Source organism: Magnetospirillum moscoviense (assembly GCF_001650635.1).
Taxonomy (GTDB): domain Bacteria; phylum Pseudomonadota; class Alphaproteobacteria; order Rhodospirillales; family Magnetospirillaceae; genus Magnetospirillum; species Magnetospirillum moscoviense.
In genome coordinates this window covers 1-20576 of the sequence record NZ_LWQU01000196.1, presented here as the reverse complement: position 1 = coordinate 20576, position 20576 = coordinate 1, and the positions used below count along the sequence as shown (strand labels likewise).

16 protein-coding genes are annotated in these 20576 nt (G+C 67.9%); 15 read left to right on the top strand and 1 reads right to left on the bottom strand.

All coding sequences use genetic code 11. The features are described from left to right. The first annotated feature begins 4 nt into the window (after positions 1 to 4). From mraY to recN, 15 genes are all read left to right on the top strand, one after another. Entirely contained in the window at positions 5 to 1093 is a 1089-nt protein-coding gene (gene mraY / locus A6A05_RS18585) for a phospho-N-acetylmuramoyl-pentapeptide-transferase (protein ID WP_068504475.1), read from the top strand. Between the two features lie 6 nt (positions 1094 to 1099). Further along, positions 1100 to 2446: a UDP-N-acetylmuramoyl-L-alanine--D-glutamate ligase gene (gene murD, locus A6A05_RS18580; protein ID WP_068504473.1), complete on the top strand. Its 1347-nt coding sequence runs from the start codon at positions 1100 to 1102 to the stop codon at positions 2444 to 2446. Beyond that, the gene (gene ftsW / locus A6A05_RS18575) at positions 2443 to 3570 is read left to right on the top strand and encodes a putative lipid II flippase FtsW (RefSeq protein WP_068504471.1); all 1128 of its coding nucleotides are present in this window, start codon (positions 2443 to 2445) and stop codon (positions 3568 to 3570) included. Before murD ends, ftsW begins: the two co-directional genes overlap by 4 nt. Continuing rightward, positions 3567 to 4682, top strand: a complete 1116-nt coding sequence (murG, locus tag A6A05_RS18570; RefSeq protein WP_068504469.1) for an undecaprenyldiphospho-muramoylpentapeptide beta-N-acetylglucosaminyltransferase — start codon at positions 3567 to 3569, stop codon at positions 4680 to 4682. Before ftsW ends, murG begins: the two co-directional genes overlap by 4 nt. Continuing rightward, a complete protein-coding gene (gene murC, locus A6A05_RS18565) occupies positions 4679 to 6103 on the top strand; it encodes a UDP-N-acetylmuramate--L-alanine ligase (protein ID WP_068504467.1) in 1425 nt (474 codons plus the stop codon). The genes murG and murC overlap by 4 nt, the downstream gene beginning before the upstream one ends. Then, the gene (gene murB, locus A6A05_RS18560) at positions 6103 to 7026 is read left to right on the top strand and encodes a UDP-N-acetylmuramate dehydrogenase (RefSeq protein WP_068504576.1); all 924 of its coding nucleotides are present in this window, start codon (positions 6103 to 6105) and stop codon (positions 7024 to 7026) included. Before murC ends, murB begins: the two co-directional genes overlap by 1 nt. Further along, positions 7023 to 7943 carry a D-alanine--D-alanine ligase gene (locus A6A05_RS18555; protein WP_068504465.1) on the top strand — a complete coding sequence of 307 codons (921 nt, stop codon included), beginning with the start codon at positions 7023 to 7025 and terminating at the stop codon, positions 7941 to 7943. Before murB ends, A6A05_RS18555 begins: the two co-directional genes overlap by 4 nt. Further along, positions 7931 to 8896 carry a cell division protein FtsQ/DivIB gene (locus A6A05_RS18550; RefSeq protein WP_068504462.1) on the top strand — a complete coding sequence of 322 codons (966 nt, stop codon included), beginning with the start codon at positions 7931 to 7933 and terminating at the stop codon, positions 8894 to 8896. The genes A6A05_RS18555 and A6A05_RS18550 overlap by 13 nt, the downstream gene beginning before the upstream one ends. Before the next feature lies 1 nt (position 8897). After that, a complete protein-coding gene (gene ftsA, locus A6A05_RS18545) occupies positions 8898 to 10133 on the top strand; it encodes a cell division protein FtsA (RefSeq protein WP_068504461.1) in 1236 nt (411 codons plus the stop codon). A gap of 59 nt (positions 10134 to 10192) precedes the next feature. After that, the gene (gene ftsZ, locus A6A05_RS18540; protein WP_068504575.1) at positions 10193 to 11971 is read left to right on the top strand and encodes a cell division protein FtsZ; all 1779 of its coding nucleotides are present in this window, start codon (positions 10193 to 10195) and stop codon (positions 11969 to 11971) included. A 276-nt stretch (positions 11972 to 12247) separates the two neighbouring features. After that, positions 12248 to 13174 carry a UDP-3-O-acyl-N-acetylglucosamine deacetylase gene (lpxC, locus tag A6A05_RS18535; protein WP_068504573.1) on the top strand — a complete coding sequence of 309 codons (927 nt, stop codon included), beginning with the start codon at positions 12248 to 12250 and terminating at the stop codon, positions 13172 to 13174. 185 nt (positions 13175 to 13359) lie between these two features. After that, complete coding sequence (locus tag A6A05_RS18530; RefSeq protein WP_068504459.1) at positions 13360 to 14166, top strand: CbbQ/NirQ/NorQ/GpvN family protein; 807 nt, start codon at positions 13360 to 13362, stop codon at positions 14164 to 14166. Then, positions 14159 to 16144: a nitric oxide reductase activation protein NorD gene (locus tag A6A05_RS18525; RefSeq protein ID WP_172822321.1), complete on the top strand. Its 1986-nt coding sequence runs from the start codon at positions 14159 to 14161 to the stop codon at positions 16142 to 16144. Before A6A05_RS18530 ends, A6A05_RS18525 begins: the two co-directional genes overlap by 8 nt. 63 nt (positions 16145 to 16207) lie before the next feature. Next, positions 16208 to 17026: an outer membrane protein assembly factor BamD gene (locus A6A05_RS18520; protein WP_082911061.1), complete on the top strand. Its 819-nt coding sequence runs from the start codon at positions 16208 to 16210 to the stop codon at positions 17024 to 17026. Between the two features lie 7 nt (positions 17027 to 17033). After that, positions 17034 to 18701: a DNA repair protein RecN gene (recN, locus tag A6A05_RS18515; protein ID WP_068504452.1), complete on the top strand. Its 1668-nt coding sequence runs from the start codon at positions 17034 to 17036 to the stop codon at positions 18699 to 18701. Positions 18702 to 18998: 297 nt separating this feature from the next. Here the strand turns inward: recN and A6A05_RS18510 are convergent, their stop codons facing one another. Beyond that, complete coding sequence (locus A6A05_RS18510; RefSeq protein ID WP_068504450.1) at positions 18999 to 20285, bottom strand: IS4 family transposase; 1287 nt, start codon at positions 20283 to 20285, stop codon at positions 18999 to 19001. Positions 20286 to 20576 lie beyond the last annotated feature (291 nt).

The following is a 20576-nucleotide window of genomic DNA, read 5'->3' as shown; positions in this document are numbered from 1 at the left end:
AAAGATGCTCTACAACCTGCTCTACCCCCTGGCCGACGATTATCAGGTCTTCAACCTGTTCAAGTACCTGACCTTCAGGACCGGCGGCGCCGTGCTGACCGCCCTGGTGGTCGCCTTCCTGATCGGGCCGGGCCTGATCCAGTGGCTGCGCAAGTGGCAAAAGCAGGGCCAGCCGATCCGCGCCGACGGGCCGGAATCGCACCTTCTGACCAAGAAGGGCACGCCGACCATGGGCGGCTTCCTGATCCTGATCGCCCTGGTGGTCGCCACGCTTCTGTGGGCCGACCTGCGCTCGCATTATGTGTGGATCGTCTTGCTGGTCACCTTGGGCTACGGCCTGCTGGGCTTCCTGGACGACTTCCTGAAAGTGTCGAAGAAGAACCCCAAGGGCCTGCCCGGCAAGGCCAAGCTGGCCGGCCAGATCAGTATCGCCCTGGTCGCCGCCTGGTGGGTGTATGCCATTCAGCGCGAACCGCTGGCCGGCTCGCTGGCGGTGCCCTTCCTCAAGGGCGTGCTGCTTCAACTGGGCTGGTTCTTCATCCCCTTCGCGGTGTTCGTCATCATCGGCGCCTCGAACGCCGTCAACCTGACCGACGGGCTGGACGGCCTGGCCATCGTCCCGGTGATGATCGCCGCCGGCGTGTTCGCCCTGATCAGCTACCTGGTCGGCCACGCGGTGTTCGCCAATTACCTGCAGATTCATTACGTCCCCGGCTCGGGCGAGTTGGCGGTGTTCTGCGGTGCCCTGGTCGGGGCCGGCCTGGGTTTCCTGTGGTTCAACGCGCCGCCGGCCATGGTGTTCATGGGCGACACCGGCTCGCTGTCGATGGGCGGCGCGCTGGGCGCCATCAGCGTGGTGACCAAGCATGAACTGGTGCTGGCCATCGTCGGCGGCCTGTTCGTGCTGGAAACGGTGTCGGTGATCGTCCAGGTCGCCAGCTTCAAGCTGACCGGCAAGCGGGTGTTCCGCATGGCGCCCCTGCACCATCACTTCGAGAAGAAAGGCTGGGCCGAACCGACCGTGGTCATCCGTTTCTGGATCATCGCCGGCATCCTGGCGCTGGTCGGCCTGTCCACCTTGAAGCTGAGGTAGGCCACGATGATCACGGTCTCGCAACTGAAGGGCAAGCGGGTGGCGGTGATGGGGCTGGGCAAGTCCGGCATCGCCACCGCCAAGGCGTTGCTGGCCTCGGGCGCGGGCGTGATGGCCTGGGACGACAATGAAGGGGCGCGCCGCATCGCCGCCGAGGAAGCCATCCCCGTCGCCGACCTGCTGGCCATCGACATCGCCAAGGCCGACCTTGTGGTGTGGAGCCCGGGCATCCCCCACACCTTCCCCCAGCCCCACCCCCTGGCCGAAAAGGCCCGCGCCGCCGGCGTGCCGGTGGTGTGCGACGTCGAATTGTTGGGTTGGGCCAAGACAGCCAATCGCATCCTGGCGGTGACCGGCACCAACGGCAAAAGCACCACCACCACCCTGCTGGCCCATGTGCTGGCCGCCAACGGCATTTCCGTCGCCGCCGGCGGCAATCTGGGCACCGCCGCCCTGGACCTGCCCGACCTGGAAGGCGACGGCCGCTATGTGCTGGAGCTGTCGTCCTATCAGCTGGAGCTGGTCGATCGCCTGCAGGTGTCGGCCGGCGTCCTGCTGAACGTCACCCCCGACCATCTGGGCCGCCATGGCGGCATGGAAGGCTATATCGCCGCCAAGCGTCGCCTGTTCGACCTGTTGGTGCCGGGTGGGGCCGCGGTGATCGGCATCGATGACGGCCCCGGCCGGGCGATGTCGGCGCAATTGATGGCCATGGGCCTTCGGGTGGTGCCGATCTCGGCCCAGAAGGTGCTGGACAACGGCATCTCGGCGCCTGACGGGATGCTGCTGGATCACGGCCGCGCCGTCTGCGACCTGCGCGACATTCCCACCCTGCCCGGCAGCCACAATTGGCAGAACGCCTGCGCCGTCTATGCGCTGGCCCGCGCCGACGGGTTGCTGCCCAAGGACATCGCCTCGGCTTTGGTCACCTATCCCGGCCTGGCGCATCGGCAAGAGCGGGTCGCCCAGATCGAGGGCGTCACCTGGGTCAACGATTCCAAGGCGACCAACGCCGACGCCGTCGAGAAGGCGCTGGTCTGCTACGAGGACATCCATTGGATCGCGGGCGGCCAGGCCAAGGAAGGCGGCATCAAGAGCCTGGAAAAGTATTTCGACCGTATCAAGCACGCCTATCTGATCGGCGAGGCGGCGGCCGATTTCGCCAAGGTGCTGGACGGCAAGGTCCCCTATAGCCTGTGCGGCGAGCTGATCATCGCCGTCAAGTCGGCCCACGCCCACGCCGAGCCGGGCGACACCGTGCTGTTAAGCCCCGCCTGCGCCTCGTGGGACCAGTTCAAGAGCTTCGAGCATCGGGGCGAGGTCTTCCGTGATCTGGTGGAGGGCCTGAAATGAGCTTCGGCCGCACCGACACCTCGATCCTGGGCCGCTGGTGGTGGACCGTCGACCGCTGGACCATCGCCGCCCTGCTGACCCTGGCTGGCATCGGCCTGCTGCTGACCATGGCCGCCAGTCCGGCGGTGGCCGACCGCATCGGTGCCGAGCCGTTCCACTTCATCCGCCGCCAGTTCATCTTCCTGGTGCCGGCCCTGACCGTGATGCTGGCGGTGTCGCTGATGAGCCCGCGCCAGGTCCGCCGCCTAGGCGTGATCGGCTTCGGGGCCGCGCTGGTGCTGCTGGTCGCCGTGCTGTTCCTGGCCCCCGAGGTCAAGGGCTCGACCCGCTGGCTTAACCTTGCCGGCATCTCGATCCAGCCGTCGGAATTCGTCAAGCCGACCTTCGCCATCGTCTCGGCCTGGATGTTCGCCGAAAGCCGACTGAACCCGGGCTTCCCCGGTCGCGCCGTCGCCTGTGGCCTGTTCGCCCTGACCGCGCTGCTGCTGTTGAAGCAGCCCGATGTCGGCCAGACCCTGGTGGTGACCGCCATCTGGGGCACCCAGTTCTTCCTGGCCGGCCTGCCGATCGTGCTGGTGGTCGCGCTGGGAGCATTGGCCGCGGTGGGGGCGGTCGGGGCCTATATCATTTTCCCGCACGTACAAAGCCGCATCGACCGCTTCGTCGATCCCTCGGCCGGCGACGGCACCTATCAGGTCACCACCGCCCTGAACGCCCTGAAAAGCGGTGGCCTGTTCGGGCGCGGCCCCGGTGAGGGCCGGGTCAAGCTGGTGCTGCCCGACGCCCATACCGACTTCATCCTGGCCGTGGCCGGCGAGGAATTCGGCATCATCTTGTGCCTGGCGGTGCTGGCGCTGTTCGCCTTCGTGGTGCTGCGCGGCCTGACCCGGGTGATGCACGAAGAGAATCTGTTCGTGGTGCTGGCCTCGGCCGGCCTGTTGGTGCAGTTCGGCCTGCAGGCCATCGTCAACATGGCCTCGACGCTTCGCCTGATGCCGACCAAGGGCATGACCCTGCCGTTCATTTCCTATGGCGGCTCGTCGATGCTGGCCCTGGCGCTGGCCATGGGCATGCTGCTGGCGCTGACCCGCAAGCGCTATGGCTCCGAGGAGTTCGAGCGATGAGCGCCCCCCTGGCCCTGCTGGCGGCCGGCGGTACCGGCGGTCACGTCTTCCCGGCCGAAGCGCTGGCGGCGACGCTGATGGAACGCGGCTGGCGCCTGGGCCTGGTCACCGACCGGCGCGGCCAGGCCTATGGTGGCACGCTGGGCGCCATCGACACCTGGCGCATCCATGCCGGCGCCATCGCCGGGCGCGGCATCCTTGCCCGCATCAAGGCCGCCGCCGCCCTGGGGATGGGAATCATCCAGGCCCGCGCCCTGCTCAAGCGCGTGCGGCCCGACGCCATCATCGGCTTCGGCGGCTATGCCTCGGTGCCGACCATGGTGGCCGCCACCATGCTGGGCCTGCCGACCGTGCTGCACGAACAAAACGGCGTGCTGGGCCGCGCCAACCGCCTATTGGCCGGCCGGGTCCGCGCCATCGCCACCTCGTATGCCACGGTGGCGCACCTGGATTTGGCCTGGGCCGCCAAGGTCACCCAGACCGGCATGCCGGTGCGCCCGCAGGTCGCCGCCCTGCGCGACGCCGCCTATCCGGCGCTGGATGCCGCCTCGCCCATCAGCCTGTTGGTGCTGGGCGGCAGCCAGGGTGCCCGCATCCTGTCCGAGGTGGTGCCCGCCGCGCTGAAGGGCCTGCCCGAGGCCTTGCGCTCGCGCATTCGCATCTCGCAGCAATGCCGGCCCGAGGATCTGGATGGGGTGCGCGCCGCCTATGCCGGCAGCGGCATCGATGCCACCCTGGACAGCTTCTTCGCCGACGTGCCCGAGCGCCTGGCCGCGGCTCATCTGGTCATCGCCCGCTCCGGCGCCTCGACCATGGCCGAGCTGACCTGCCTGGGCCGGCCGGCGATCCTGGTGCCCTATCCCCACGCCGTCGATGACCACCAGACCGCCAATGCCCGCGCCCTGGACGAGGTCGGCGGCGCCTGGCTGATGCCGCAGACCGACTTCACCGCCCACACCCTGGCCGCCCGGCTGGAATCCTTGTTCGCCCAGCCCGGCACCCTGGCCCGCGCCGCCTGTTGTGCGCGGGCCGCCGGGCGCCCCGACGCCGCCCTTCGGCTGGCCGATCTGGTCATCTCTCTTTCGCCCCATTCCAAGGAGTCGCGTCCATGAGGACGATGCCGCTGTCCATCGGCACCATTCATTTCGTCGGCATCGGCGGCATCGGCATGTCCGGCATCGCCGAGATTCTGCTGAACCTGGGCTATACCGTCCAGGGTTCGGACATCGCCGACAATTACAACGTCGATCGCCTGCGCAAGAAGGGCGCCACCGTCGAGATCGGCCACAAGGCCGAGAATCTGGGCGACGCCCGCGTGGTGGTGGTGTCGTCGGCGGTCAAGTCCGACAATCCCGAGCTGGTCGCCGCCCGGGCCAAGATGGTGCCGGTGGTGCGCCGCGCCGAAATGCTGGCCGAGCTGATGCGCCTGAAGACCGCCATCGCCATCGGCGGCACCCACGGCAAGACCACCACCACCTCGCTGATCGCCGCGTTGCTGGATGCGGCGCAGCTGGACCCCACCGTCATCAATGGCGGCATCATCAACGCCTATGGCACCAACGCCCGCCTGGGAGCCAGCGAGTGGATGGTGGTCGAGGCCGACGAATCCGACGGTTCCTTCACCAAGCTGCCGTCGACGGCGGTGATCGTCACCAACATCGACCCCGAGCACATGGACCATTACGGCAGCTTCGACAGACTGCGCGACGCCTTCCGCACCTTCGTCGAGAACATCCCGTTCTATGGCTTCGCCGCCATGTGCATCGACCATCCGGAAGTGCAGACGCTGATTTCGCGGGTGCCCGACCGCAAGATCGTCACCTACGGCTTCTCGCCCCAGGCTTTGGTGCGCGCCACCAACGTCAAGATCGGCCCGGGCGGCGCCCGCTTCGACGTGGTGGTCAACGACCGCGTCACCGGCAAAAGCCGGGTCATCGACGATGTCCGCCTGCCGATGTATGGCGAGCACAACGTCCTGAACGCCCTGGCCGCCGTGGTGGTGGCCAACGAATTGGGCCTGGCCAACGACGTGGTCAAGAAGGCGCTGGGCGGCTTCTCGGGCGTCAAGCGCCGCTTCACCAAGACCGGCGAGGCCAAGGGCATCACCGTGATCGACGATTACGGCCATCACCCGGTCGAGATCGCCGCCGTGCTGAAGGCGGCCCGCTCGGCCTCGACCGGCAATGTCGTCGCCGTGGTCCAGCCGCATCGCTATTCGCGCCTGTCCAGCCTGTTCAACGAATTCTGCACCTGCTTCAACGACGCCGACACCGTGATCGTCGCCGACGTCTATGCCGCCGGCGAACAGCCGATGGAAGGCTTCGACAAGAACGCCCTGGTCGCCGGCCTGCAGGAACGCGGCCACCGCAACGTCCTGGCCCTGCAAAGCCCGGCCGAGCTGGCCCCGATGGTCCGCTCGATCGCCAAGAAGGGCGACATGGTGGTGTGCCTGGGCGCCGGCAACATCACCCAATGGGCGCACGCCTTGCCGGCCGAGCTGGATGCCCTGCCGGTCCCGGAGGGCGCCGAATGATGACCGCCCGCAAGGCCACTCACTGGACCCAGGACCTGCCGCCCCTGAAGGGACGCGTCGCCTTCGACGCGCCCCTGGCCGGCTTGACCTGGTTCCGGGTCGGCGGCCCTGCGGAAATGCTGTTCCGTCCGGCCGACACCGACGACCTGGCCACGCTTCTGGCGGCCCTGCCGCCCGAGGTGCCGGTGACCGTGGTCGGCGTCGGCTCGAACCTGTTGATCCGTGACGGCGGCGTGCCCGGCGTGGTGGTGCGCCTGGCCGGCCCGTTCGCCGATATCCGCATCGACGGCACCCGCATCGAGGTCGGCGCCGGCGCCCTGGACCTGACCGTGTCCAAGCATGCCAGCGATGCCAGCCTGGCCGGGCTGGAATTCCTGTCCGGCGTGCCCGGCACCATCGGCGGCGCGCTGCGCATGAATGCCGGCGCCTTCGGCGGCGAAATGAAGGACGTCACCCTGTCGGCCGTCGCCATGGACCGCCAGGGCCGCATCCAGCGCCTGAGCGGCGCCGAATTGGGCTTTTCCTATCGCCATTGCGCCGTCCCCGAGGACGTCATTTTCCTGTCGGCGGTGCTGGAAGGAAAGCCCGGAGAGGCGGCCGAGATCGCCGCCCGCATGGAGGCGATCCGCACCGCGCGCGAGGACAGCCAGCCGCAGCGGGTGCGCACCGGCGGCTCGACCTTCGCCAACCCGCCCGGCGCCAAGGCGTGGGAGCTGATCGACAAGGCCGGCTGCCGGGGCCTGGCCATCGGCGGGGCCAGCGTGTCGGAAAAGCACTGCAATTTCCTTTTGAACAACGGCACCGCCACCGCCGCCGACATCGAGGCGCTGGGCGACGAGGTCCGCCGCCGCGTCCTCGAGACCAGCGGCATCGAACTGAAATGGGAAATCCGCCGCATCGGATCCAAGGGAGAAAAAGCATGAGCCGCCGCGTCACCGTGCTGATGGGAGGGGTCTCCGCCGAGCGCGAGGTGTCGCTGCGTTCGGGCGCCGCCGCCGCCGAGGCGCTGCGCCAGGCCGGCTTTGCCGTCACCACCATCGATGCAGGCCGCGAGCCCGCCAAGCTGATCACCGACATCGCCGCCACCCGCCCCGACGTGGTGTTCAACGCCCTGCACGGCCGCTTCGGCGAGGATGGCTGCGTCCAGGGCGTGCTGGACCTGATGGGGGTGCCCTATACCCATTCCGGCCTGCTGGCCTCGGCCGCCGCCATGGACAAGGCCTTCGCCCGCAATCTGTTCGCCCAGGCCGGCATCCCGGTGGCCGAGGGCCGCGTGGTCAGAAAGGGCGAGGTCCACGGCGACCCGATGGCCCGGCCCTATGTGGTCAAGCCGCTGAACGAGGGCTCGTCGGTCGGCGTCTATATTCTGAGGGACGGCGACAATCGCGATCCCTTGAAGGATTGGCCTTTCGAGGCCAGCCAGGTGCTGGTCGAGGCCTTCATCCCCGGCCGCGAGCTGACGGTGGCGGTGATGGGCGACCGTGCCCTGGGGGCGCTGGAAATCACCTCGGCACGCGGCTTCTACGATTACGACGCCAAATATGCCCCGGGCGGGTCGCGCCACATCATGCCGGCGCCGATCCCCGAGGAAGATTACGCCGACGCCTGCGCCTTGGCCCTGAAGGCCCATCTGGTGCTGGGCTGCCGTGGGGTGTCGCGCACCGACCTGCGCTATGACGACACCCACCCGCACGAGGCGCCCAAGCTTTACGTCCTGGAGGTCAACACCCAGCCGGGCATGACCGCCACCTCGCTGGTGCCCGAGATCGCCGCCCATGTCGGCATCTCGTTCCCCGAACTGGTTCGTTGGATGGTGGAGAACGCCGCATGCGACGAATAAGCGACACCGACATCGTCGTCACCTCGGACGACCGCATCCCCGCCTCGGCCCAGCCAGAGGCGCGGCCCAAGGCGCGCCGTGTCAACCCCGATGCCCGCAAGGCCGGCGAGGCCAAGCCGGCCCGGCCCAAGCGCCGCATGCGCCTGCCGAAATTCGCCTTCACGCCCCTGCAGAAGATGGCGGCCGGCGGCGTCGCCATCACCGCCCTGGTGGTGGGCGGCGCCGTGGTGTGGCATTCCGGGATCATCCAGCGCACCACCCAGACCGCCATCGCCGCCGTGATGCTGGCCACCGCCGACGCCGGTTTCCGCCTGACCGACATCACCGTCGCCGGTCGTGGCCGCACCGGCATGGACCAGGTCGCCATCGCCCTGGGGGCGCGCCACGGCGACCCGATCCTGGGGGTCAGCCTGGGCCAGGTGAAGGACCGGCTGGAAGCCATCGCCTCGGTCAAGACCGCCGCCGTCGAGCGCCATCTGCCCGGCGCCCTGCACATCACCCTGACCGAACGCCAGCCCATCGCCGTCTGGCAGAACAATGGCGGCCACATCCTGGTCGATAAGGACGGACACCAGATCCCCGGCTCGGTCGCCGGCTTCGAGCATCTGCCCCTGGTGGTCGGCGACGGCGCCGGCCCGCGCGCCGACGAGGTGCTGACCATGCTGTCCGCCGAGCCGGACATGGCCGCCCGGGTCAAGGCCATCGTCCGCGTCGGCAACCGGCGCTGGAACCTGATGCTGGACGACGTCAAGGACGGCCTGGAAGTGCGCCTGCCGGAAGAAAACGCCGACGCGGCGTGGAAGCGCTTCGCCGAGCTCGAGCGCACCCAAAGCTTCGCCGGGCGCAATGTCCGCATGGTCGATCTGCGCACCAGCGACCGCCTGATCTTGAAAACCGAACGGCCGCCGGCGCCCGCGGGCGACGCGCCGAAGCGCAAGGACAACGGAGCCTGACATGAGAGGCGGCCTGATCGCAGCGTTGGACGTCGGCAGCACCAAGGTGTGTTGCTTCCTGGCGCGTGTCCAGGAGGACGGCTCGCCCCGCATCGTCGGCATCGGCCACCAGCTGGCGCGCGGCATGCGCCTGGGCGCGGTGGTCGATATGGAGGAACTGGAACATTCGATCCGCGCCTCGGTCGATGCCGCCGAGGACATGGCGGGCGAACGGGCCCGCGCGGTGGTGGTCAACATCTCGGGCGGCGCGCCGGCCTCGACCAACGTCAAGGTCGAGGTGGCGATGAACGGCCACGCCGTCAACGAGGCCGACATCCGCCGCATGCTGGACCATGGCCGCGCCCACCACCACACCGCCGACCGCGAACTGATCCACGCCATCCCGGTCGATTACACCATCGACGGCACCGAGGGCATCAAGGACCCGCGCGGCATGTATGGCGATCGCCTGGGTGTGGCCATCCACGTCGTCTCGGCGGCGATCGGGCCGGTGCGCAACCTGACCACCGTGGTCCATCGCTGCCACCTGGACATCGAGGCCCGGGTCATCAGTCCCTATGCCGCTGGCCTGGCCTGCCTGGTCGATGACGAGCGGGAACTGGGCGTCACCTGCATCGACATGGGCGGCGGCACCACCTCGATCGCCGTGTTCGTCGGCGGCCAGTTGGTGCACACCGACGTCATTCCCGTCGGCGGCCACCACGTCACCAACGACATCGCCCGCGGCCTGTCGACCCCGGTGTCCTATGCCGAGCGGATGAAGACCCTTTTCGGCTCGGGCATGCCGTCGGCCGCCGACGACCGCGAGATGCTGAAGGTCCCGTTGGTCGGCGAGGACGAGGATGGCGCATCCAATCAGGTGCCGCGCTCGATGCTGATCCAGATCATCCAGCCGCGCATCGAAGAGACGTTGGAACTGGTGCGCTCGCATCTTGAACATTCGGGCTTCGACAAGATGGCCGGGCGCCGGGTCGTGCTGACCGGCGGCGCCAGCCAGATGCAAGGAGCCCGCGACCTGGCCTCGATGGTCCTGGACAAGCAGGTCCGCCTGGGTCGCCCCGTCGGTTTTCACGGATTGCCCGAAGCCACCAATGGCCCCGCCTTCTCCAGCTGTGCCGGCCTGATCCGTTACGCCCTGGCCCATCAGCCCGTCGCCAAGACGGGCCGCAAGGGCGGAAGTGACGAGGAAGGATCGGGCTGGGGCCGGTTCGGTCAGTGGCTGAAACGGAATTTCTAGCGTCATTGAGATTAACCAAGGGCCACAAATATGGGCCCACCAAGCGCGGAGGTATGAACATGCTGACCTTTCTTCCCGGGGCGGCCAACGAGCTGAAGCCCAAGATCACCGTGATCGGCGTCGGTGGCGCCGGCGGCAACGCCGTCAACAACATGATTTCGTCGAAGCTGGAAGGCGTCGAGTTCATCGTCGCCAATACCGACGCCCAGGCGATCACCCAGTCGCGCACCGAGCGCCGCATCCAGCTGGGCACCGCCATCACCCAAGGCCTGGGTGCCGGCTCGCGTCCCGAGATCGGCCGCGCCGCCGCCGAGGAAAGCCTGGAAGAGGTGATCGGCCAGATCGCCGGCGCCAACATGGTGTTCATCACCGCCGGCATGGGCGGCGGCACCGGCTCGGGCGCCGCTCCGGTCATCGCGCGGGCCGCCCGCGACCAGGGCATCCTGACCGTCGGCGTGGTGACCAAGCCGTTCCACTTCGAGGGCGCGCACCGCATGCGCACCGCCGAGGGCGCCATCGAGGAATTGTCGGCCTATGTCGATACCTTGATCATCATCCCCAACCAGAACCTGTTCCGCGTCGCCACCGAGCGCACCACCTTCGCCGACGCCTTCAAGATGGCCGACGACGTGCTGTATTCCGGCGTGCGCGGCGTCACCGACCTGATGATCATGCCCGGCCTGATCAACCTGGACTTCGCCGACATCCGCACCGTGATGAGCGAGATGGGTAAGGCCATGATGGGCACCGGCGAAGCCGAAGGTGACAAGCGCGCCATCGCGGCGGCCGAGGCGGCCATCTCGAACCCGTTGCTGGACGATACCTCGATGAAGGGCGCCAAGGGCGTGCTGATCAACATCACCGGCGGCATGGACATGACCCTGTTCGAGGTCGATGAAGCCGCCAACCGCATCCGCGACGAGGTCGATCCCGACGCCAACATCATCTTCGGCTCGACCTTCGACGAGAAGCTGAACGGCAAGATGCGGGTGTCGGTGGTGGCCACCGGCATCGCCTCGGAAGCCATGGCGGCGCCGAAGCCGACCGTGATCTCGCTGGTCGGCGGCAACACCGCTCCGGCCGCCCAGCAGCGCGTCGCCCAGCAGGCCCCGCAGCCGGCCTTCCGTCCGACCGTGGTCACCGCCGCCCAGACAGCCCCGGCCCAACAGCCGGTCGCCCGTCCGGCGCCCCAGGCCGCCGCCGCCCCGACGGTCGCCGTCCGGGTCACCCCGGCCGAACGTCCGACCACCCTCGAAATGCCCCTGCCGCAGCCGCAAGCCCGCGCCGAGGCCCACCCCCAGCCGCAGATGCAGGCCCGGCCGCAGCGGCAGCCGCAGCCCGAGTCCGCGCAAGTTCACCGCGCCGAGTCCGCGCACGTCCAACGCGCCGAGTCCGCGCACGTCCAACGCGCCGAGTCCGCGCACGTCCAACGCGCCGAGCCAACCTTCGCCCGCGAGCCGGCCCCGGCGGTCGAGCCGTCCTACGAGGAGGACCCGGCACATGCCGAGCATCCTGACATGGGCGAATTGAGCCGCACCGTCTCCGGCATCGTCGCCCAGCCCCAGCAGCCGGCGCCGCGCATGGCCCAACCGGCCCCGCAGCCGCAGCCGCAGGCCGAACCGCGTCGGGCCGGCGGCCTGTTCGGATTGCTGAGCAGCCGTCGTCAGCCGCAGCAACCGCCGCAGCAGCCGCAGCCGCAACAGCGCGTCGAACCCCGCGCCAATCCGGCCCCGCAGGCTCCGCGCATGGGGGCTCCGGCCGCCCATTCCGAGCCGACCATCGGCCGTGATTCCGGTGACCTGGACATCCCCGCCTTCCTGCGCCGTCAGGCCAATTAGGCGAGTGTGATCCGCGCTTGATATCGACTTGACCCGACGACCGCCGCCAAGGCTGCGGCCGTCGGGTTCCTCTTTCGCTGGAACCGCCTCTGCTGCGGTGTAACAAAGCGAAACAATGATTGATTTGAGGCCTGGACCCCCAAGAGCTAGTGTTTGAGCGTCGAAACCAAAGCCTGGGATCAACCGGGGCGACAAGGGGTTAAAGACGTGAAGTTCATCGCCGCCGACGTGGTCTCCGCCTTCCAGCCCGCCCCCGAGCTTTCCGACCGTACCGCGCTGCGCCAGCGCACGCTGAAGGCCGCCATCAGCTGCACCGGCGTCGGCCTGCATTCCGGCGCCAAGGTCACCATGACCCTGATGCCCGCCGAAGCCGATACCGGCATCCGTTTCCGCCGCACCGACGTCAAGGGCCAGGGCGCCATCGTGCCGGCCTTGTGGTCGCATGTCGGTGACACCCGCATGAATTCCTGCCTGGTCAACGAAGACGGCGTTCAGATCGGCACCGTCGAGCATCTGATGAGCGCGCTGGCCGGCTCGGGCATCGACAATTGCCTGATCGAGATCAACGGCGCCGAGGTGCCGGTGATGGACGGCTCGGCCGCCCCCTTCCTGTTCCTGATCGAATGCGCCGGCACCGTCGAACTGGCCGCGCCGCGCCGCGCCATCCGCATCCTGAAGCGCGTGTCGGTGACCGATGGCGACAAGACCGCCACCTTCACCCCCGCCGCCGGCTTCAAGGTCCGCTTCGACATCGATTTCGCCAGCCAGGCCATCGCCCAGCAAAGCCTGGCGCTGGCCGTGACCAAGGGCTCGTTCAAGTCCGAGATCAGCCGGGCGCGGACCTTCGGCTTCGAGCAGGAAGTCGCCTACCTGCGCGCCAACGGCCTGGCCCGTGGCGGCTCGCTCGACAATGCCGTGGTGATCGACAGCACCGGCACCAAGGTTCTGAACGATGACGGCCTGCGCTATGGCGACGAATTCGTCCGCCACAAGATCCTGGACGCCGTCGGCGACCTGTACCTGGCCGGCGCCCCCATCATCGGCGCCTTCCACGGCATCCGTTCGGGCCACGCCCTGAACAACCGCCTGCTGAAGGCCCTGTTCGCCGACCAGACCGCCTGGGCCTGGACCACCATCGCGCCGGGTTCGGCCGCCGCCCAGGGCATGAACGCCCCCGACACCGCCCTGGCCATCGCCGTCTGAAAGTTTCACCTCTCATCCAGGTGAACGAGCGCAGAACCCCCGCCGCCTTCGGACGGCGGGGGTTCTGTTTGCGGGTAGGCTATTCCCACCCGCCCCAAGGAAGTGGTCGCACCACCCGCCCATGGGGAGCTGTTTTAGCCGCGCCGCTGCATTACTTTTGTCGTGCCCCCATACCGAGGACACCGATGACCGACAGCCGCCGCCAATACCTGATCGATACCGAACCCTTCTACCGCCCGGCCGGCGCCGAGATCGCCCAGTTCGAGGCGGCCTGGAGCCGTCGCCTGCCGGTGATGCTGAAAGGCCCGACCGGCTGCGGCAAGTCGCGCTTCGTCGAGCACATGGCCTGGCGCCTGGGCCAGCCGCTGATCACGGTGGCCTGCAACGAGGACGTCACCGCGTCGGACCTGGTCGGCCGCTATCTGCTGGATGCCGACGGCACACGCTGGCAGGACGGCCCGCTGACGGTGGCGGCGCGCATCGGCGCCATCTGCTATCTGGACGAAATCGTCGAGGCCCGCCAGGACACGGTGGTCGCCATCCACCCGCTGACCGACCATCGCCGGGTCCTGCCGCTGGACAAGAAGGGCGAGCTGGTGCGCGCCCATCCCGACTTCCACTTGGTCATTTCCTACAATCCCGGCTACCAGAGCCTGATGAAGGACCTGAAGCAATCGACCAAGCAACGCTTCACCGCGCTGGATTTCGATTATCTGCCGGCCGAGGCCGAAGCCGCCATCGTCGCCCTCGAGGGCGGCATCGAGCCGGCCCTGGCCGCCCGGCTGGTCGATGTCGCCGCCAAGGCCCGCGCCTTGAAGGGCCATGGCCTGGACGAGGGCGCCTCGACCCGCCTGTTGGTCTATGCCGCCCAACTGATCGCTACCGGCATGAGCCCGCCCGACGCCTGCGCCATGGCCATGGTGCGGCCTTTGACCGACGATCCCGACATTCGCGCCACCCTGGCCCATGCGATCGACCTTGCGCTTGCCTGATCCCAGCGGCCCCGGCGCCGATACCGCCCGCTACCTGTCGGAAATCCCCGACCTGGCCCATCTGGCGCCCGTCTTCCTGGACAGCCTGCGGGAGATGGCCGGGCACCTGGGCTCGGACCACGAGGTCAGGGAATGGTGCGCCGTGGTCAAACGGATGACCCACCAGGCGCGCGGCGGCCTGGCGCCGCTGCTGCACCACGCGCCACGCTTGCTGGAAGTGGTGACCCTCGACGGGTTGCAGGCCTGGACCCAGTTCGGCATCGCCGCCTATCGTCATCAGCCGTTCCAGGTCCACCTTTACTTCAACCTGGAGACCGCCGATTCCCACGCAGCCCTGCAAAAGCAGCGACGCGGAATCCTGTTGGCCGATGTCGAGCGCCAGTTGCGCCTGACCCTGCGGGCGTTCTGGGGCGAAGATTGCGCCATCCACCCCTTCACCCAATGGGGCGACCCGACCCGGCGGCAATCCCCCCATCTCGACAAACTGGGCTTCCACCTGCCCGACGTGATCGACCATGGTGCCGCCCTGGATATCTACCGCGCCACCATCGCCCATCTGGCCGCCCACAAGCGCTGGAGCCGGCCGTTCATGGCCGACAATTTCAGCCAGTTGCAGCATCTGTCCATCGAGTGTTTCGAGGATGCCCGTGTCGAGACCCTGGCCAGGGGCCTGCATCCCGGCCTGGGTCGGTTGTTCCTGTCGCTGCATCCCCGGCCGCTTCCCGGGTCGGTGCCGCCCGGCTGGAACCCGATCCGCCATGTCCTGACCCGATTGTCGTTGGCCCTGCTGGACCCCGACCACCAGCCCGGCGATGCGGTCCTGGACGAATTCGCCGCCCGCTTTCGCGCCGAGATCGCCACCGACCCCCACGACCCGAACCTGTCGGCGCGGTTGGGCGTGGCCTTGCTGCCCCGCATCCGCACCGCCGATTTCGCCCTGGCCAGGATCTGGTTCGACGACACCATCGCCCTCTATCGCGACGACAACCGCTTCCTGTGGCAGTTCCTGGAAGATACCGACAGCAAGGACGATTTCCATTCCGACCACGGCACCGCCCCACCCGCCGAGACCGAGGCGCTGGTCCCGCCGGTCCATTGGCCGGAATGGGATTATCGCCGGGCCGAATACCGCCCCGAATGGACCACCGTGTTCGAGGCGCCGCCGCCGGCCGGCGACCCCGCCCCCATCGCCCGGATGCTGGATCGCCACGCCGACACCGCCAAGCGCCTGAAACGGGTGATCGATCGCCTGAAGCCCCAGAACCGCCGACGCATCCGTCACCAGGCCGACGGCGACGATATCGATCTCGACCAGGCGATCACCGCCCTGATCGACCGCCGCGCCGGCCTGTCCCCCGACAGCCGCATCCACCAAAGCCACGTCCCGGCTGGGCGCAACATCGCCGTCCTGGTCCTGCTGGACCTGTCACACTCGCTGAACGACCGCGTCGCCGGATCGGACCAGACATTGCTGACCTTGGCCCAGGAAGCCACCGCCTTGCTGGCCTGGGCCATCGAACAATTGGGCGACAGCTTCGCGGTGGCCGGCTTCTCCTCGAAAACCCGGCTCGAGGTGCGCTACATGCCCATCAAGTCCTTCGCCGAGCCGTGGTCGGATCTGGCCCAGGGCCGGCTGGCCGCCGCCCAGGCCGGAATGGCCACCCGCATGGGCGCGGCCCTGCGCCACGCCGGCCACCACCTAGATTCCCGGCGCGAGGACAAGAAGCTGGTGTTGCTGGTGTCCGACGGCGAGCCGGCCGACATCGACGAGGACGACGAGGATTACCTGAAGTGGGACACCCACCTGGCGGTCGGTGAGCTGCATGCGCGTGGCATCCACACCTTTTGCATGACGGTGGACACCAAGGCCGATTCCTATATCGCCGACATCTTCGGCGAAAACGGCTTCGCGGTGATCGATCAGGTCGAGCGCCTGCCCGAGAAGCTGACGGCAGCCTTTCTGTCGCTGACGCGCTGAGCCTCTTCCTTGCGGCCGACAGCGTGCTATAGTCCGGCACCACCCCTTGTGTCTTGGGATTCCATGAGCCGCGCCCTGTCCCGTACCGCCGCCTTCGCCCTGGTCGCCGCCTCGCTGGCGTTTTCGGCCTGTTCCGACAAGAAGGACGATTACGTCGAGCGCCCGGTCGAGGAGCTCTACAACGAGGCGATGGACCTGATCGACAAGAACGAATATTACCGCGCCTCGAAGGCCTTCGAGGAGGTCGAGCGCCAGCACCCCTATTCGGTGTGGGCGACCAAGGCGCAGTTGATGGGCGCCTATGCCCTGTACGAGCGCAACAAGTACGACGACGCCATCATCGGCCTGGACCGCTTCATTCAGCTGCATCCCGGCAACAAGGACGCCGCCTACGCCTATTACCTCAAGGGCCTGTCCTACTACGAACAGATCACCGACGTCGCCCGCGACCAGAAGATGACCGAACTGGCGCTGAAGGCCCTGCAAGAGGTGATCGACCGTTTCCCGGCCTCGACCTATGCCCGCGACGCCAAGCTGAAGGTCGATCTTGCCCGCGACCACATGGCCGGCAAGGAAATGAACGTCGCCCGCTATTACCAGGGCCGCGAGCATTATCTGGCCGCCCTGAACCGCTTCAAGGCGGTGGTCGAGCAGTACCAGACCACCTCGCACGTGCCCGAGGCCCTGCACCGCATGGTGGAAATTTATCTCATCCTGGGTCTGACCGACGAAGCCAAGAAGACGGCGGCGGTGCTGGGCCACAATTTCCCCGGCAGCGACTGGTACGAGGATAGCTATTCCCTGCTCAACACCGGCAAGACGGCCGCCTCTGCCAAGAAGGGCGAGGAAAAGAGCCGGGGCTGGTTCGGCTGGTTGTGGTAGCCGCAAGATGCTGGCGTCGCTGTCGATCCGCGATGTGGTGCTGATCGAGAAACTCGACCTGGCTTTCGATCCCGGCCTGTCGGTGTTCACCGGCGAAACCGGCGCCGGCAAGTCGATCTTGCTGGATTCGCTGTCGCTGGCGCTGGGCGCCAGGGCCGATTCCTCGCTGGTCCGCCACGGCAGCCCGCAATTGACCGTGATCGCCGAATTCGACCCGCCGGCCATCCACCCCGCCCGCGCCATCCTGGCCGAGCAAGACATCGACACCGACGGCCAGTCCTTGCTGCTGCGCCGGGTGGTCAGCGCCGACGGCCGCTCGAAGGCCTATGTCAACGACCAGCCGGTCAGCGTCGGCCTGCTCAGGAAGGTCGGCGACGAACTGGTGGAAATCCACGGCCAGTTCGAAAGCCACGGCCTGATGGATCAGGCCACCCATCGGCCGGTGCTGGACGCCTTCGCCGCCAATTCCGCGCAAGTTCAGGCGCTGGGGCAGGTGTGGAACGGATGGCGCCAAGCCGCCCAAGCCCGCCTCGAGGCCGAGACCCGCCTGAAGCAGGCCCGGGCCGAGGAAGATTATCTGCGCCACGCCCATGACGAATTGGCCGCCCTGGCCCCCAGGCCGGCCGAGGAAGCGCAACTGGCCGAGACCCGGGCCATGCTGCAGCATGGCGAGAAGCTGGTCGAGGCGATCAATGCCGCCGGGGCCGCCCTGTCCGGCCGGGCCGAGGTCGAGCAGGCGCTGCGCAGCGCCCAGCGGCTGCTGGAACGGGTCGCCGACCGCGCCGGGGGCAAGCTTGCCCCGGTGATCGCCGCCCTGGACCGCGCCGCTTTTGAAACCGCCGAGGCCATCGGCCTTTTAGAGCGGGTGTCGGCCGAGATCGACCTTGACCCCGGCCGGCTGGAAAAGGTCGAGGAACGGCTGTTCGCCCTGCGCGCCACCGCCCGCAAGCATGGTGTCGCCGTCGATGAATTGGCCGCCCTGAAGGACGATCTGGCGTCCCGCCTGGCCGCACTTGATGGCGGCGGCGACGATCTGGCCCGGCTGGCCCGCGCCGAACAGGCGGCGCGTGCCGCCTATGTCGAGGCCGCCCGCGCGCTTTCGGCCACCCGGTCGCAGGCCGCCACCCTGCTGGATCAGGCGGTCGCCGCCGAATTGCCGCCCTTGAAGCTGGACAAGGCCCGCTTCGTCACCCGCGTCACGACCGCCGCCGAAAGCGCCTGGGGGCCGCACGGCCTGGACGAGATCGAGTTCCTGGTCGCCACCAATCCCGGCAGCCCGCCGGCGCCGCTGGGCAAGGTCGCCTCGGGCGGCGAATTGTCGCGCTTCATGCTGGCCCTGAAGGTGGTGCTGGCCAAGTCGCAGCCGACGCCGACCATCGTGTTCGACGAAGTGGATTCCGGCATCGGCGGCGCCGTCGCGGCAGCTGTCGGCGACCGTTTGGCCCGGCTGGGCCAGGGCTTGCAGGTGCTGGTGGTGACCCATTCGCCGCAGGTGGCGGCCCAAGGCGCCCACCATTACCGCGTCGCCAAGCACGAAGCGGCGCCCGGCAAGGTGCTGACGGCGGTGGAACGGCTGAGCGCGGCCGAGCGACGCGAAGAGGTCGCCCGCATGCTGGCCGGCGAGAACGTCACCGACCAGGCCCGCGCCGCCGCCGATTCGCTGATGAGACTATAGGTCCCGGGTGAAACCCCAGGGTCTGTCTGGTCTAGGCTGAGGCATAATTCCCCGACCCGTCATGGCCGGGCTTGACCCACGGCTGTCCGGTTAAAAATCTCACTCCATCGATGAACCTGTTGCCTCGTGCGGGTTTGCTGGGAGATCGACGTTTCCGGGATAGCTGAAACCGTCTCCCCCGCTCAGCCGTCATTCCCGCGCAGGCGGGAATCCATGCATGACGCTGGAATGCTGTTTCTTCAATGGGATACAGCCGAGCGGGCGGTGCCATGGACCCCCGCGCAGGCGCTAGGGGATTCACACATCTCGGAGCCTCCAGCCGTAAGCGATGGATCGGAAATACTCCAGGCCGTGGCGGAAGGTGATCGGGCCGTGCGGCTTGGATTTTGGATAGCCATCCCAGCCGCCGAGCTTGGCGATGATCCAACCGGCCCAGGCGAGGGAATTGGGCGGGTGAGGGTTCTTTTGCAGGACGGTCTTGCCCTCCACCTCTGGCAACAGCGCGTGGAGGGTTTTGATTTCGGCGGGCGAGAAGACGATCTCGGCCTGTTGTGCGGACTGGCCGTCGCGGGCCTGGACGAGTTGCATGATCGTGCAGGCGGCGCGGGCGGCGATGGCGGTCAGCTTGATCAGCCGCTCGGCACTTTCCAACTGGCTGTCCTCCAGTTGCAGCCCCTGCTGCTTGAGGGTGCGGAAGAATTGCTCAATGGTCCAACGCTGTCGATACCAACCGACCACACGCCACGCCATGGCGGCATCTTCGACAGCATGGGTGGTCAAGAGCCGCCACAGGATGGGTTCTGCGTCCGCGGGCGCATCGACCTCGCTCACTTCCACCAGGCTCACTTCGATCGTCTTCGCCAGCGCCGCGCCCTGATTGGCCAAGTGGCTGGGCCGCTTGAGCGTAACCCGTCCGAAGCGGGCTACGAGTTGGGCGGTGCGGGCCGGGCGGCCCGGACGGGCGCGCAGTTCGATCACGGCGGCGCCCGCTGGCTGCAACGGCGCCGTCGAGAGATTGCCGCCGCCCTCCTTGACCGACCGATCCACATTGGCGCGGGTCAGGATGTGAAACCCGGGCTGCGGCAAGTGCGCCCATTTCTCGTAGATGTCGATCTCGCGGTCGCTGATCTCCGTCACCAGAGCTGCCCGGTGCAGAACGGCCTTGGCGGCCTGCGGCGTGGTCAGCCACCGTTCTGTCTCCTTCTCGGACAGCGGACGCTTCTTGTGGGGGGTGCTTACCCGACCATTGCGGGTCCAGACTTTACCCGACGCCAGCCCCAGAATTCCGCCCGTCTCGGCATCCAGACCCAGCATCGCGTGCAGAAGTACGCCGCGCCCGACACCCTTGCCGATTTCTCCCAGCCCACGATCACGCTCCTTGGTCGTGGCGAAGTTGATCTCGCTCGTATCCTGGATCGCCAGAACATGCCGCCCCGCGCAGGCTTCAGCGATTTCCGCTCCCCAGCCTTCGACCAGCGCTTCCACCGTCACCCGCGGATTCGCGAGAAACCGCGAGAAGCCGACGATACCGCCTCGACGGCCGCCCGCCAGACGACGAAGGCAGATGCTCTCCCGCGCAACCATCCGCGACAGAAGCAGAGCCCCCTTTTTGCCAGGCGCTCGTCGCCGAACTCGCCCAGCGTCAAACCCTCCGCCGCCATCGCAATACGCCTCCCCTGCAACACACGGGAATCGAATCATGGTGGCGGCAGTGCGGTCAATCGCGTTTCGCCCGGCGACGACGAGATGTGTGCATCCCCTAGCGCCTGCGCGGGGATGACGGCTCTTGGGTGGATACGCCCCATAGGCGTTAACATAGCCTGGACAGGCGGGCGTGAGCGTGATTCAAGATGGAATGACTCATCCATCATGCCC

Excerpts from the sequence above, each read along its gene's own strand:
- A6A05_RS18510 (WP_068504450.1), bottom strand. The coding sequence starts at position 20,285 with ATGGTTGCGCGGGAGAGCATCTGCCTTCGTCGTCTGGCGGGCGGCCGT.
- mraY (WP_068504475.1), top strand. The coding sequence starts at position 5 with ATGCTCTACAACCTGCTCTACCCCCTGGCCGACGATTATCAGGTCTTC.
- A6A05_RS18520 (WP_082911061.1), top strand. The coding sequence starts at position 16,208 with ATGAGCCGCGCCCTGTCCCGTACCGCCGCCTTCGCCCTGGTCGCCGCC.
- ftsW (WP_068504471.1), top strand. The coding sequence starts at position 2,443 with ATGAGCTTCGGCCGCACCGACACCTCGATCCTGGGCCGCTGGTGGTGG.
- A6A05_RS18550 (WP_068504462.1), top strand. The coding sequence starts at position 7,931 with ATGCGACGAATAAGCGACACCGACATCGTCGTCACCTCGGACGACCGC.
- murD (WP_068504473.1), top strand. The coding sequence starts at position 1,100 with ATGATCACGGTCTCGCAACTGAAGGGCAAGCGGGTGGCGGTGATGGGG.
- recN (WP_068504452.1), top strand. The coding sequence starts at position 17,034 with ATGCTGGCGTCGCTGTCGATCCGCGATGTGGTGCTGATCGAGAAACTC.
- murB (WP_068504576.1), top strand. The coding sequence starts at position 6,103 with ATGACCGCCCGCAAGGCCACTCACTGGACCCAGGACCTGCCGCCCCTG.
- A6A05_RS18530 (WP_068504459.1), top strand. The coding sequence starts at position 13,360 with ATGACCGACAGCCGCCGCCAATACCTGATCGATACCGAACCCTTCTAC.
- murG (WP_068504469.1), top strand. The coding sequence starts at position 3,567 with ATGAGCGCCCCCCTGGCCCTGCTGGCGGCCGGCGGTACCGGCGGTCAC.
- A6A05_RS18555 (WP_068504465.1), top strand. The coding sequence starts at position 7,023 with ATGAGCCGCCGCGTCACCGTGCTGATGGGAGGGGTCTCCGCCGAGCGC.
- ftsA (WP_068504461.1), top strand. The coding sequence starts at position 8,898 with ATGAGAGGCGGCCTGATCGCAGCGTTGGACGTCGGCAGCACCAAGGTG.
- ftsZ (WP_068504575.1), top strand. The coding sequence starts at position 10,193 with ATGCTGACCTTTCTTCCCGGGGCGGCCAACGAGCTGAAGCCCAAGATC.
- murC (WP_068504467.1), top strand. The coding sequence starts at position 4,679 with ATGAGGACGATGCCGCTGTCCATCGGCACCATTCATTTCGTCGGCATC.